Below are 13,446 nucleotides of genomic sequence, written 5' to 3'. Positions count from 1 at the left end.
GGATGGCGCCTCAGTTCGCCGAGGCGCTGCCGCCCTGAGGCAGCCACATCTTTTCCAGCTGGTAGAATTCACGCACTTCGGGACGGAAGATATGGACGATCACGTCGCCCGTATCGATCAGCACCCAGTCGCCGGCATCCTTGCCTTCGACCTTCGAGGTGAAACCGAATTCCTGCTTGATGCGATCCGTCAGCTTTTCCGCCATGGCCGAGACCTGACGGGTCGACCGACCCGAGGCAATCACCATGTGATCCGCAACCGACGATTTGCCCTGCAGGTTGATCTGCACGACGTCTTCGGCCTTGTCATCGGAAAGTGAGGAAAGGATGCGTTCAAGCAGCTTGTCGCTGATTGACTGAGAGTGGGCCATTACGCTGGCACCATCATCGGCGGGCAAACCCGCCTGTGTATGTAGAGACAGGACATAGTCCTCCTTTGCTGCGCGCCGCCAAAACCCCGGCGCTGGGGTACTATTAAGGTAACAAGGGGAATGCAACATTTCAATGAATGGGCGATTTCAGGACGCCCGGCCCTTTCACTCTTTCGAGAGTTGTTGCGCGTCTGCGTCGTCGGGAAGCAAGCGCACCTCACGCTGTGGGAAGGGTATTGATATCCCCTCATCCTTGAACGCGTCCCACAGCGCCAGGTAGACATTGCCCCGGATATTCGTCAGCCCCTTGGTCGGGTCGCTGATCCAGAACCGCAGCACGTAGTCCACGCTGCTGTCGCCGAAACCGGTGATGTGGCAGACAGGTTCGTGCGAGCCGCCGCTCAGCACCCGGGCCACCGTTTTCACGGACCGGATGGCCGTGGCACGTACCTTGTGGGGGTCATCGCCATAGCTGGTGCCGAACTTCAGATCCAGCCGAACGAACTTGTCAGAATGCGACCAGTTCACCACCTGATTGGTGATCAGATCCTCATTCGGGATCAGGTATTCGCGCCCATCTCGGGTGACGACCGAAACATAACGCGCGCCCAGCGCATTGATCCAGCCGAACGTGTCGCCCAGCGATATGACATCGCCGGGTTTGATCGAGCGGTCCATCAGGATGATGATCCCGGAAATCAGGTTCGACACCACTTTCTGAAGCCCGAAACCGATACCCACACCGATCGCACCTGACAATAACGCGATCCCCGTCAGGTCGAAGCCAAGCGTGCGGATCGCGGCCATGAAAACCGCGCCGTAAAGCAGCACCTGAATGCCCTTGGCCAGCAGCACCTGCATCGAGGGCGTAATGTCGTCGTTGCTTTTCAGCCCGCGCTCGGCCGCGCGTGTTCCAAGCCGGGCCAGCGTCAGCAGGATGCCGATCAGCAGGACAGCCTTGATAATCCCCAGCGCCGAGATATGCAGATCGCCGATGGAAATCGCCACACCGTCCAGGAACCCGGCCACATCATCGGTCAACCCCAGGGCAATCAGCGTTGCGTAGACCCACATAGACCACTTAAAAATCTGCCGCAGCGTGCGGTTCCGCACCAGCCGCGAGACCAGCGCGATGGCCAGCCAAGCCAGGCCCAATGTGGCAAAAACACCGATGATGTAACTGCGCGAGGGCCATGTCGCCTGCTGCATCCCCCAGTAAAGTCCCCAGGACAGCAGCGTGAAGTACACAAGCGTCAGGCGCCGCATCAGTTGGACCAGAATGCGCAGTCGCCATTTCGGCCAGCCGGAGCGCGCGCGGGCCCAGGCCTCCCACCGGCTCTGTGTCAGCAGTTTCAGCAGAAACGCCAACAACCACAGGAACAGGATGATGACGAGTTGGTACTGCCTCCAGCCCGGCGTGACGATCAATTCGATCAGATTTTCAAGCTGTTCTGAAAAAGCCGCCGTCATGTTCGCGTAAAGCTCGGACAGCGTTTCCGGTAGCAAATCCTGGTTCATGCCCGCCAGATTGGCGATCTGTGCGAGGCGATGCAAGCCCGCACGCGAACTGCACCGGTATTGAACCTTGATTGACGTGAGTGGCCGTTATATCTGAACCGCATGAGACTCAATGTGGCCCAACTTCAGAATCTGGAAGACCGCGCGCGTCTGCGTGAACGGTTCTACGGGGCTGCCCGCACGGTCCTGGCGCGCCTATCGGCCGCCTGAGCCAACTCGCCAGCTATTTCTCATTACTTACGGGAGAGGACCGATGTCCCCCAAAACACTCTATGACAAGATCTGGGATGCCCATGTCGCGCACGAAGCCGATGATGGCACCAGCCTGCTGTATATCGACCGCCACCTGGTGCACGAAGTCACCAGCCCGCAGGCGTTCGAAGGCCTGCGCATGGCAGGCCGCAAGGTCCGCGCGCCGGAAAAGACCATTGCCGTGCCGGATCACAACGTTCCCACCACGCCGGATCGCGTAAACGGGATCGAAAACCCCGAATCGCGCATTCAGGTCGAAGCGCTGGACAAGAACGCCAAGGATTTCGGCATTCACTACTACCCGGTGAATGACGTTCGTCAGGGCATCGTGCACATCGTTGGCCCGGAACAGGGCTGGACCCTGCCCGGCATGACCGTCGTCTGTGGCGACAGCCACACCGCCACCCATGGCGCATTTGGCGCGCTGGCTCACGGCATCGGCACGTCTGAGGTCGAGCATGTTCTGGCCACGCAGACGCTGATCCAGAAGAAATCCAAGAACATGAAGGTGGAAATCACCGGCAAATTGCAGCCGGGCGTGACCGCCAAGGACATCACGCTGGCCGTGATCGGTGAGACCGGCACCGCCGGCGGCACCGGCTATGTCATCGAATATTGCGGCGAAGCGATCCGCGATCTGTCGATGGAAGGCCGCATGACCGTCTGCAACATGGCCATCGAAGGCGGTGCCCGTGCTGGCCTGATCGCACCTGATGAGACCACCTTTGAATATGTCAAAGGCCGCCCGCACGCCCCTAAAGGCGCGCAGTGGGAAGCCGCGATGGACTGGTGGAAGACGCTCTACACCGATGAAGGCGCGCATTTCGACAAGGTCGTCACCCTGCGTGGCGAAGACATCGCGCCGGTCGTGACCTGGGGCACCAGCCCCGAGGACGTTCTGCCGATCACCGCAACCGTGCCCCACCCCGAGGATTTCGAGGGCGGCAAGGTCGATGCAGCCCGCCGTTCGATCGAGTACATGGGCCTGACAGCCGGTCAGAAACTGAGCGATGTGGAAATCGACACCGTCTTCATCGGCTCGTGCACCAATGGCCGAATCGAAGATCTGCGGGCCGCCGCCGCGATCCTGAAAGGCAAGAAGATCAAGGACGGCATGCGCGCGATGGTCGTGCCCGGCTCGGGTCTGGTCCGTGCTCAGGCCGAGGAAGAAGGTCTGGCAGACATCTTCAAAGAGGCCGGTTTCGAATGGCGTCTGGCGGGATGCTCGATGTGTCTGGCGATGAACCCCGATCAATTGCAACCGGGCGAGCGCTGCGCCGCGACTTCGAACCGCAATTTCGAGGGTCGTCAGGGCCGTGGTGGGCGCACCCATCTGCTGAGCCCGGCAATGGCTGCCGCAGCGGCAATCACAGGACGGCTGACAGACGTCCGTGAACTGATGTAAGCTACCCTCATATCTAGATATTTGAGGGAGAGACTGAAATGAGTGATTGGGTCAAATGGCTCCTGCTGGGGCTGCTGTCCATAGCGTTCGGCGTCTTTGTGCTGGGCGCGCCTTATGTGGCGTCGATTGCCGTCACTTTGGTTACGGGTGTGCTGTTGCTGATCTCCGGCGTGCTGCAGGTTGCCGGGGGGTTTTCGGTCGAAGGAACGGGTAACAAGATCCTGTCCTTCATCATGGGGGCCGTGATGCTGTTCCTGGGTTGGTCCTTTCTGGGCAACCCGCTGGAAGGTACGCTGACGCTAGCAACGGTTGTTCTGATCCTGTTCATGGCAGGCGGGATTGCCCGAATCATCCTTTCATTTCAGATGCGCGGAACGTCATTTTTCTGGCCGACCCTGATTTCGGGGATCTTGTCGATCATCCTGGCAGGCATCATCTGGTCTTATGCGGCTGCGGAACCAACGGTTCTGCTGCGGTTGCTGGGCATCCTGCTTGGCATCGAGATGCTGTTCAACGGGTTCGGTCTGGTCTTCATGGCGCTCTTCGTCAAAGGCGCACCTAACGAAACGACAGAAGCGAAAGAAGCTTAAACGCGGGGCATGGGCGCGGCCCTCTCCCGCAGGAGTGTGAACATGGAAAAGTTTGAAAAAGTCCACGGGGTGGCCGCCCCAATGCCGCTGATCAATATCGACACCGATATGATCATTCCGAAAGTACATCTGAAAACCATCAAACGGTCCGGCCTTGGCGTCGTGCTGTTTGACGAGATGCGTTATCACGATCATGGCGGCGAGAACGAAGACTTCGTCCTGAACAAGCCCGCCTACCGCAACACCGAAATTCTGGTAGCCGGTGACAATTTCGGCTGCGGCTCGTCGCGTGAACATGCGCCCTGGGCGATCAGGGATTTCGGCATCAAGGTCGTGATCTCGACCAGCTTCGCCGACATCTTTTTCAACAACTGCTTCAAGAACGGCATTCTGCCCATCGTGGTCGAGGCAGAGCATCACTCGATCCTGATGGAAGACGCACACAAGGGCGAAAACGCCCGCATGACCGTGCATCTGGAAGATCAGCAGATCACCACCTCTGACGGCGTTGTCATCGAGTTTGAAATCGACCCGCACCGCAAGCATTGCCTGCTGAACGGTCTGGACGATATCGGCCTGACGATGGAAAAAGACCATCACATCGACAGATTCGAGGAACATGCCAGCCAGTCCCGCCCCTGGGTCTGATTCTGGAAACGAATCTGGGGATACTCAACCTGACGGGGTCGCCAAGGCGGCCCCGCTCGCATTCTTGGGGTTGAAAACGCGCGGCCCACAACATGTAGGTATCAATTTGACATACACGTCGGATTTGCGTCAAAAATGATGCAATCCCGCACCAGTTGCGCCATCATTTTGCCTGAAAGCACGTGTTTTCTGCCCCTTGGCTTGAGCTGATTGACCGGTTTTGTTCATCTTGCATCAAAACAGGCATCCGCCGATGACTCACTCGGCAGGCACAAGTTGGAATGAAGTCGGCACAGAACTGACTGGTCCAGTTTGAAAGGGTTCGGAATATTGATTGCGCGCACAACCGGGGCGGCGATACGTGGAATACTGGTGGCACTGATGGTGCTTACCCCTGCGTTATATCTGCCGATATCTTCGACGAACGGAACCGAGATTGTCGTCTTTCTCGCGATCCTCGCGTTTTTCCTGACCTTTGCAGAATACAACTCTGCCTTCCCCAGTTTCATTGAATTCCGTGATGCACCGCCGGTAAACCGGCTGCGCTTTGTCGGATTGCTGTCGATGGTCACGTTTCTGACGCTGATCTGCAAAAACATGTATGCTCCGACCGAGCTGACACGCGCGGTCTATTCCATGGGCCTCGCTGTAGCCAACGTGGCTGACTTTCCATATTCACCGGTTCGGCTGATCGTTCTGATGCTTCCTGCTGACGCCGGGCAGTCGATGATCGAACTGGTACGGGCAACCGCCAGTGTGGCCTATGTCGCGGCCCTGGTAACAATTGCAAGTTTTGCTTATGCCGTGAAGCTGCGCGGCTGGCCGACAGGAAACGGCGCGTTCAATGTCTGGACCAATCTGCCGCTGTTCGACCCGACCAAGGGCGGTGACGTCGTCACCCGCCTGCAGCGCGATGGTCGTCTGAATATCTCGATCGGTATCCTTCTGCCGTTCCTGATTCCCGCGCTGATCAAGCTATTGACCGATTTTGCCAATCCCATCTCGCTCAGCAATCCGCAGACGCTGATCTGGACCATGTGTGCGTGGGCCTTCCTGCCCGCCAGTATGATCATGCGGGGGATGGCGACCCTGCGCATCGCCGGGCTGATCGTCGAAAAGCGCCGCGCATACTCCACAGCCGAGTCAACGCAGACTGCATGATCCGCGCCCTTGTCCTGTTGTTGCTGCCCTTCGCAGCGCAGGCAGAGACGGTACGCGTCGCGACTTTCAACACAGAACTCAGCCGGGAAGGTCCGGGCCTTTTGCTGCGCGACATAGAGCGGGGTGACGATCAGGTTCAGGCAGTGGTCGAGGTTCTGGGCGCGGTTCGCCCCGACATCGTGGCTTTGCAAGGTATCGACTGGGATCTGGACGGCCTGACCCTGACTGCGTTCACCGAACAATTGCGCATCCAAGGCCTCGACTACCCCCATAGTTATTCGGTACTGCCCAATTCCGGACTGGAAGCGGAGGTCGATCTGGATGGAGATGGCGAAACGCAAGGACCCGGCGATGCACAAGGCTGGGGGCGTTTCACGGGGCACGGCGGGCTCGCAGTCTTGTCACGATACAAGATCATTCAGTCCGAGACGCTGGATTTCTCTGCGCTGATGTGGCGCGATTTGCCAGGGGCGCAACTGCCACAACAGGCAGGAAGGCCATTTCCCTCAGCTCAGGCGCAAGACGTGCAACGCCTGTCATCAACCGGTCACTGGGTCGTGCCAGTCGACACCCCGATCGGCAAACTGCGCCTTTTCACGTTTCATGCCACGCCACCTGTCTTCGACGGCCCTGAAGACCGCAACGGATTGCGCAACCGCGATGAGCTTCGGTTCTGGTCACTGCTTCTGGACGGGCATTTGGGACCGGCACCGACCGCCCCGTTTGTCATTGCCGGGGACGCCAATCTGGACCCCGGAGGTGGCGAGGGTCATCGCGACGAAATCCGGAAACTGCTGGCCGATCCACGCTTGCAGGACCCGATCCCTCGCAATAGTGAGGGTGACACCAACACAGTTCGCTGGAAAGGGGTCGGCGAACTGCGGGTAGACTATGTGTTGCCATCCTCGGATCTGACGGTTGCAGGGTCGGGGATGTTCTGGCCACCAGAAGACTCGGCCCTTCGCAAAACCGCAGAACGCGCCAGCAGGCACAGGTTGGTCTGGGTCGACCTGACTGCGCCCTGAGGCGTGCGCCCGTCAGGCGCCGACTGCGTGCGATGACGGGGATTGCGATACACGAAACTCTGGCGATGCATTACGCAATGCAACATCCAGATCAGTTTGCGGAATCCGCCCAAGCAAGTCGCGCAGCGCAGTTCCATCCAGACTGTGCGGCACATTCCAAAGATACCGCATCTCAATCAGATGCGGCGCAAGCCGCCAGAACGGGCGGGCCAAATATATGGGCCACCACCGCATCGGCTTCACAAGGACTTGGGCTCCGGTCACACGCGACAGTGCCTTCGCCAGTTCCGAGCCGGTCAGCGTATACCCCGCAAAGGAAACATCGCAGAACCTGGGCAGGCTGGCCCTGCGTTCCGCCAGCTCTACCGCGGTTCTTGCAAGATCCGGCAGATAGGCCCAGGAATGCGGAATGTCCGGATCACCCGGATAGGTGATCCAACCCCTTTGCAATGGCTTGGCGATAACCTGATCGAACCAGTTTCCGGAGGCACAGGTATCTATGAAATCACCTGCCCGCAGGATGATCGTGCGAACCGGCGAAGAACGGTACGCGTCTTCCATCTCGACCCGAATACGACCCAAGGGGTTCGTTGCCTCATGCGGTGTGTCCGCAGACCATGGCCCTGGCGCGTTGGCGTCAAAAACATAGACGTTTCCGGGCACGATAACTGTGGCGCCTGTTTCCGTTGCGGCGGAAATCACCTGTTTGTGCAGTTTTGGAACCTGTCTTTCCCAATCCGGATATTTCGGGTTCCACGCGTTGACGATCACATCCACGCCTTGGGCTTCCGCCTGCAAACTCTGCGTTTTGCGGTCGAAGGTGCGGACCTGCCAGCCCGCATCTTGAAACGCTGCCTTTGCATTTCGGCCGAACCGGCCTGTGGACCCCAGAATGAGAACGGTTTTTGTCATGGCTTTCTCCTGTCAGAGCCAAGATATCCATTCACATCACATGGGGAATTGCCGAAAACAGCAGATCATGTATTCATCTGTGAATGGATAAATCCCTCACCCACTCAGACTGGTCGCTGATTCAAAGCTTTTTGTCAGTGGCGGAAACCGGCTCTCTCTCGGCTGCGGCGCGTCAGCTCAATCGCAGTCAGCCAACGCTCGGACGGCAGATACAGACCCTGGAAGCCGATTTGGGTGTTTCCTTGTTCGAACGGCATGCAAGAGGCCTGCGCCTCAGCGATGCAGGTGCTCAGCTTTTGCCGATGGCCCAGCAGATGCATGCGGCCATGAATGCCTTCAATCTGACTGCGGCCGGGCAATCGACGCAATTGGAAGGGTCGGTCCGCGTTACGGCTTCGGTCTTTGCCTCGCATCACCTTCTGCCGCCGATTCTGGCCCAGATCCGCATACAGGAGCCATCCATACAGCTTGAGCTGGTTGCCACGGACGCCAGCGAAAACCTGCTGTATCGCGAGGCAGACATCGCTGTGCGCATGTACAGGCCCGAACAGGTGGACATTGTATCCCGCTATCTCGGGGACGTGCCGCTTTGTTTCTGTGCTGCCCGCTCGTATCTGGATCGGGCTGGCCGCCCTCAAACCCCCGAGGACCTGTTCCGGCATGATCTGGTCGGATTTGACGCCAACGAACAGATCATCACCGAGATGCGCAACAAGGGTTGGCCCGCCAATCGGGACAACTTTGCCACAAGATGCGATCTGCAAAGCGCCTATTGGGAATTGATCCGCGCCGGCTGCGGCATCGGTTTCAGCCAGGTGCAGGTGGCTGAAGCGGATCCGGATGTCGAGATTCTGCCGCTGGACGTGGAGATTCCGGTATTGCCGGTGTGGCTGGCCGCCCCTCAGGCGATGCGACAGACACCGCGCATTCGCAGGGTCTGGGACCTGTTGGCCGAAGGTTTGCGGGCCAGCCTGTAAGCGATCAGAGCGCCCCTGTGTAGGTACCGCGCGGCGGATAGTTGTTGTCGAGCGCGTATTTGATACCGCCTTTCATGTCCGCAACCGACGGCCGGCCAAATGGGGTCGATTGCAGCCATGCGAAATACAGCGTCCGGTCCGGGGCAATATAGAAATGCCCGGGCTCGGCGAAAAATGCGGCCTCGGCGGTGCCTTCGCGCCCTTTGGACATATACAAACCCCAGTCATCTCGTGCCGCAGGCAGCGGCAGACTGTGCCCGACCCTTAGCCGCGAGGTGCCTGCTTTTCCAACAGTTTCAGCCGCCCGCTCGGCCGTGTCTGTGCTCAGCATGATCACTTCGACACCAAGCGCAGCGAAGTCATCCAGCGCAGCTTCCACCTCGCCCATCCGCCGGATACAGATCGGGCAATGCAAACCGCGATACTGAATCACCAGTGTCCCGTTTTCGCCCTTGTCGGCATCCAGATCGAACGTTCCGTGCTCCACGGTCTGGATTTTCAGTTCAGGAACGGCGTTTCCCGGTATCAACATGTGTTTTCCTTCTGATTTGGCGGGTTCGTCTCATTGACCCGATGCGGCGCAGACGCTAGGGCCATTGCGACAAAACGCAAGGAGACCCTTCATGTCCAACCCCTCGCTCCTCATCCTGCCCGGAGACGGAATTGGCCCGGAAGTTATGGCCGAAGTGCGCAGAATCATCGACTGGTTCGGCGAAAACCGCGGCCTTCACTTTGACGTGAGCGAGGATCTGGTCGGCGGCGCGGCCTTTGATGCGCACGGCAAGCCCCTGTCGGATGAGACTATGGCCAAGGCGCAGGAGGTCGACGCAGTTCTTCTGGGTGCCGTGGGTGGTCCGAAATACGATGATCTGGACTTCAGCCTGAAACCCGAACGCGGTCTGCTGCGCCTGCGCAAGGAGATGGACCTGTATTCCAACCTGCGCCCGGCACAATGCTTTGACGCATTGGCGGATTTCTCATCGCTGAAAAAGGACGTGGTCGCAGGCCTCGACATCATGATCGTGCGCGAGCTGACCTCGGGCGTCTACTTCGGCGAGCCGCGCGGCATTTTCGAAGAAGGCAACGAGCGTGTGGGCATCAACACCCAGCGCTACACCGAATCCGAAATCGAACGCGCCGCACGTTCGGCCTTTGAGCTGGCCATGCGCCGGAACAAGAAACTGTGCTCGATGGAGAAAGCCAACGTGATGGAATCGGGCATTCTGTGGCGCGAGGTCGTGACCCGCGTCGGCCAGGAATACCCCGAAGTCGAACTGAGCCATATGTATGCCGATAACGGTGCGATGCAGTTGGTTCGCGCACCCAAGCAGTTCGATGTAATCGTCACCGACAACCTGTTCGGCGACGTGCTGTCCGATTGCGCCGCGATGCTGACCGGTTCGCTGGGGATGCTGCCGTCGGCTAGCCTTGGTGCGCCGATGGCGAATGGCCGCCCCAAGGCGATGTATGAACCCGTGCATGGGTCAGCCCCGGACATCACCGGTCAGGGCAAAGCCAACCCGATTGCCTGTATCCTCAGCTTTGCCATGGCGCTGCGCTACAGCTTTGATCAAGGCGCCGAGGCCGACCGCCTTGAAGCCGCGATCGAGAAAGTTCTGGCCGACGGCGTGCGCACAGCCGATCTGCTGGCCGAAGAAGGGGTCGAGCCGGTCTCGACCACCGAAATGGGCGACGCCATTCTGGCCGCGCTGGACGCCAGCGTCTGAAAAACACCGAAGGCGGCGCGTAGGTCGCCGCCTTCCCCTAATTTGGCGCGGGTCAGTTCCCGCCAAAAATATCCTTCAGCAAGTTATCCACCGCTTTGGCAAAACCACCGGGTTTGCGTTTGGGATTTCTGGGTTTTGCCACCTGCTTGGGTTGCTCCGGCAGCATCATCGGCAATGGCGTCGGCGTCATCCCCTCGGTCACGCGCAGCATGGTTTCCCGCCATATCTCTGCGGGCAGACCGCCACCTGTCACTCCGGACAACGGCGTGTTGTCGTCATATCCCATCCAGACACCCGCCACATAATCCGCCGTAAAGCCAATGAACCATGCGTCACGCGCTGCCTGAGTCGTGCCGGTCTTGCCTGCCACCTGCCAACCCGGCAGCTTGGCGCGTTGGCCGGTGCCTTCGGAAACGACACGCTCCATCATCCAGGTCAGTTGCCGGGCCGCGTCATCGCGGATCACACGCTCACCAATCCCTGTCGTCGTTACCATCACCGGCGTTTCATCACCCAGCAGCTTGAGTTCCGTCAGACCGTACGGTTCAACTGCCGAGCCACCGTTCAGGATACCGGCATATGCTCCCGTCATCTCGATCAGCGTGCTTTCCGACGCGCCCAGCGCCAGTGCAGGGCCTTGCGCCAGATCGCTGGCGATACCGAAACCGCTGGCAACCGTGCGAACGTTTTCCAGCCCGGAAATCTCGGCGACTTTCACTGCTGGAATATTCAGAGAGTTCTTCAGCGCATCCGCCAGCGTGACCCGGCCATAATACTTCTTGGTATAGTTCTTGGGGCACCACTGCCCGGAACCGGGGATGTCGATGCAGTAGGGCTCGTCCACGACGATATCCAACGGGGAATACCCCAGTTCCAGCGCCGTCGCATAAACGAAGGGCTTGAACGAGGAACCGGTCTGGCGCAGCGCCTGGGTCGCCCGGTTGAACGCGCCCGATACACGGGTCTTGCGACCACCGACCATCGCGCGCACGGCGCCATCGGCGGACATCACAACGATCGCGGCTTGCGCCTTGGACCCGTCGCGCACTTTTTCCTGAAAAATGTACTGCAGCGCCTCTTCAGCCGATTTCTGCAGGCGCTGATCCAGGGTGGTGCGGATTACCACGTCCTCGGTCGTATTGCGCGTAAAGAACTCGGGCCCGCTGGCCATGACCCAGTCGGCGAAGTACCCGCCTGCCCGCGCGGCGGCGGCTTCGGAAAGCTCTGCCGGGTTATTTCGCGCTACTGATGCCTGAGAGGCCGTCAGGTAGCCCTGCGCCTCCATCAACCCGACCAAAAGCCGAGCCCGGTCCTGCGAGCGTTGGAGATCGTTGGTGGGTGCAAACCGCGTCGGGGCGACCAGCAACCCGGCCAGCATCGCAGCCTGGGACGGATTGACCTCGGCCGCCGATATCCCGAAATACCGCTGACTTGCGGCCTCGAACCCGCGCGCACCGGCGCCAAGGAAAGCGCGGTTCAGATAGATCGTGAGAATCTCATCCTTGGAGTATTTGACTTCCATCGCCATCGCGTAGATGGCTTCCTTGGCCTTTCGCCAGAGTGACCCCTGCCGGCAATCAGCTTCATATGCGGCCTCTGATTCCCATTCGCTTGGCACATAAGGCACACCCAGGCACAACAGCTTGGCCGTCTGCTGCGTGATGGTCGACCCACCGTGGCCCGACAAGGGGCCGCGCCCTTCACTCAGATTGATGCGAACCGCGCTGGCCACACCCCGTGGGCTGACACCGAAATGGCGATAGAACCGCTTGTCCTCGGTCGCCACAACGGCGTTTTTGAGATGGGGAGAGACAGTGCTGGCCGTTATCACCCCGCCAAACTGATCACCGCGCCAGGCGAACACCTTGCCGTTGCGATCCAGCAGCGTGACCGAGCCACGCGCGCGACCGTCCAGCAGCGCATCAACATCCGGAAGCGTAGAATAGACCACGCCCACGGCCAACATCAGCAACAGCCCGACGATTGCGCCGACACGCCACGTCAGCCCCCAGAGCAGGCGGAAAACCCACCGGAACATGCGACGGAACACGCCGCCGCCACCACCGCCGGTGCGCCGGGTTTTCTTTCGCCCAGTCCTGCGCGTCGCCGTCTTGCGGGCGCTTGATTTCTTGCCAGCGGGTTTTGCAGCCCGCTTGGTCGCCGTGGGCTTACGGCCCTTCGACGGATACCTTTTTTCTGCGACCAGTGGCGGCTTTCGGCGCTTGGACTCAGTCATGCTCAAACTCTGCCCGATTGTGCTTTTGCGTCACCTTACCTTGGCAACGCGGTCATGTAGAGGTGTGAAATTCCGGTAATTTCCCTCTCAGATGCGCCCAAAAATTAAACATACCGGAAATTTTGTGCAAAAAATGTGCAACTTTGCCCTGATTTCCCTCGCGTCCGGGTTATCAGACCGTTTCCTATGACGCCCGCTCAGGCTCTTTTTCTGCAGGTGCAAACAAACCGGCCTGCCCGGGAAGCAGAGGGGAAAGACGTGAAACTGATCATTGCGACAATCAAGCCGTTCAAGCTTGAGGAGGTGCGCGAGGCACTGACCGAAGCGGGCGTGCGCGGCATGATGGTAACCGAGATCAAGGGCTTTGGTTCGCAGTCGGGCCACACGGAAATCTATCGCGGCGCCGAGTACGCGGTGAACTTCGTGCCCAAGATCAAACTGGAAATCGTGGTTCCCGCCACGATGACCGACCAGATCGTAGAAACCATCACCAAAACAGCCAAAACCGGCAAGATCGGCGATGGCAAGGTTTTCGTCCTCGATGTCGAGCAGGCCCTGCGCGTGCGGACCGGGGAAACCAACGAAGAGGCGCTGTAAGGCGTCCCCACTCATAGTCATTCGAGGA

The 13,446-nt window shown here is 59.4% G+C and carries 14 protein-coding genes; 9 read left to right on the top strand and 5 right to left on the bottom strand.

Annotation, left to right across the window (positions count from 1 at the left end; translation table 11 throughout):
• Nucleotides 1-10 precede the first annotated feature (10 nt).
• Nucleotides 11-370, bottom strand: coding sequence for a ribosome silencing factor (gene rsfS, locus ACR1XU_RS06220; protein WP_058276550.1), 360 nt, complete (start codon nucleotides 368-370; stop codon nucleotides 11-13).
• A 165-nt stretch (nucleotides 371-535) separates the two neighbouring features.
• A complete protein-coding gene (locus tag ACR1XU_RS06215; RefSeq protein WP_480713930.1) occupies nucleotides 536-1,888 on the bottom strand; it encodes a mechanosensitive ion channel family protein in 1,353 nt (450 codons plus the stop codon).
• Nucleotides 1,889-2,002: 114 nt separating this feature from the next.
• Here ACR1XU_RS06215 and ACR1XU_RS06210 point away from each other — a divergent pair, with 114 nt between their 5' ends.
• The 6 genes from ACR1XU_RS06210 (at nucleotide 2,003) to ACR1XU_RS06185 (ending at nucleotide 6,969) form a co-directional block, all read left to right on the top strand.
• Complete coding sequence (locus ACR1XU_RS06210) at nucleotides 2,003-2,098, top strand: isopropylmalate isomerase (protein ID WP_480441683.1); 96 nt, start codon at nucleotides 2,003-2,005, stop codon at nucleotides 2,096-2,098.
• Nucleotides 2,099-2,141: 43 nt separating this feature from the next.
• Entirely contained in the window at nucleotides 2,142-3,545 is a 1,404-nt protein-coding gene (gene leuC / locus ACR1XU_RS06205) for a 3-isopropylmalate dehydratase large subunit (RefSeq protein WP_170681888.1), read from the top strand.
• A gap of 38 nt (nucleotides 3,546-3,583) precedes the next feature.
• Complete coding sequence (locus ACR1XU_RS06200; protein ID WP_321250428.1) at nucleotides 3,584-4,135, top strand: HdeD family acid-resistance protein; 552 nt, start codon at nucleotides 3,584-3,586, stop codon at nucleotides 4,133-4,135.
• Between the two features lie 42 nt (nucleotides 4,136-4,177).
• Nucleotides 4,178-4,783 (top strand): 3-isopropylmalate dehydratase small subunit, encoded by a 606-nt coding sequence (gene leuD, locus ACR1XU_RS06195; protein ID WP_480904113.1) that lies wholly within the window; start codon nucleotides 4,178-4,180, stop codon nucleotides 4,781-4,783.
• 330 nt (nucleotides 4,784-5,113) lie between these two features.
• Entirely contained in the window at nucleotides 5,114-5,944 is an 831-nt protein-coding gene (locus ACR1XU_RS06190; protein WP_170615584.1) for a hypothetical protein, read from the top strand.
• Nucleotides 5,941-6,969 (top strand): endonuclease/exonuclease/phosphatase family protein, encoded by a 1,029-nt coding sequence (locus ACR1XU_RS06185; protein WP_480904116.1) that lies wholly within the window; start codon nucleotides 5,941-5,943, stop codon nucleotides 6,967-6,969. Before ACR1XU_RS06190 ends, ACR1XU_RS06185 begins: the two co-directional genes overlap by 4 nt.
• 12 nt (nucleotides 6,970-6,981) lie before the next feature.
• On the opposite strand, the gene ACR1XU_RS06180 is transcribed toward ACR1XU_RS06185, so the two are convergent.
• Complete coding sequence (locus tag ACR1XU_RS06180; protein WP_480904119.1) at nucleotides 6,982-7,881, bottom strand: Rossmann-fold NAD(P)-binding domain-containing protein; 900 nt, start codon at nucleotides 7,879-7,881, stop codon at nucleotides 6,982-6,984.
• An 83-nt stretch (nucleotides 7,882-7,964) separates the two neighbouring features.
• On the opposite strand from ACR1XU_RS06180, the gene ACR1XU_RS06175 reads away from it, so the two are divergent.
• Complete coding sequence (locus tag ACR1XU_RS06175) at nucleotides 7,965-8,858, top strand: LysR family transcriptional regulator (RefSeq protein ID WP_480904122.1); 894 nt, start codon at nucleotides 7,965-7,967, stop codon at nucleotides 8,856-8,858.
• Between the two features lie 4 nt (nucleotides 8,859-8,862).
• On the opposite strand, the gene ACR1XU_RS06170 is transcribed toward ACR1XU_RS06175, so the two are convergent.
• Entirely contained in the window at nucleotides 8,863-9,390 is a 528-nt protein-coding gene (locus ACR1XU_RS06170; protein WP_480904125.1) for a redoxin domain-containing protein, read from the bottom strand.
• Between the two features lie 91 nt (nucleotides 9,391-9,481).
• Here ACR1XU_RS06170 and leuB point away from each other — a divergent pair, with 91 nt between their 5' ends.
• Nucleotides 9,482-10,585, top strand: coding sequence for a 3-isopropylmalate dehydrogenase (gene leuB / locus ACR1XU_RS06165; RefSeq protein WP_480904128.1), 1,104 nt, complete (start codon nucleotides 9,482-9,484; stop codon nucleotides 10,583-10,585).
• 52 nt (nucleotides 10,586-10,637) lie between these two features.
• On the opposite strand, the gene ACR1XU_RS06160 is transcribed toward leuB, so the two are convergent.
• Nucleotides 10,638-12,821, bottom strand: coding sequence for a transglycosylase domain-containing protein (locus ACR1XU_RS06160; RefSeq protein ID WP_480904131.1), 2,184 nt, complete (start codon nucleotides 12,819-12,821; stop codon nucleotides 10,638-10,640).
• 258 nt (nucleotides 12,822-13,079) lie between these two features.
• Between ACR1XU_RS06160 and ACR1XU_RS06155 the strand changes: the two genes are divergently transcribed.
• Complete coding sequence (locus tag ACR1XU_RS06155; RefSeq protein WP_170615599.1) at nucleotides 13,080-13,418, top strand: P-II family nitrogen regulator; 339 nt, start codon at nucleotides 13,080-13,082, stop codon at nucleotides 13,416-13,418.
• Nucleotides 13,419-13,446: the final 28 nt, after the last annotated feature.

The sequence above is a fragment of the Ruegeria sp. D1(2025) genome (assembly GCF_056536425.1).
This window is presented reverse-complemented; position numbering and strand designations above follow the sequence as displayed.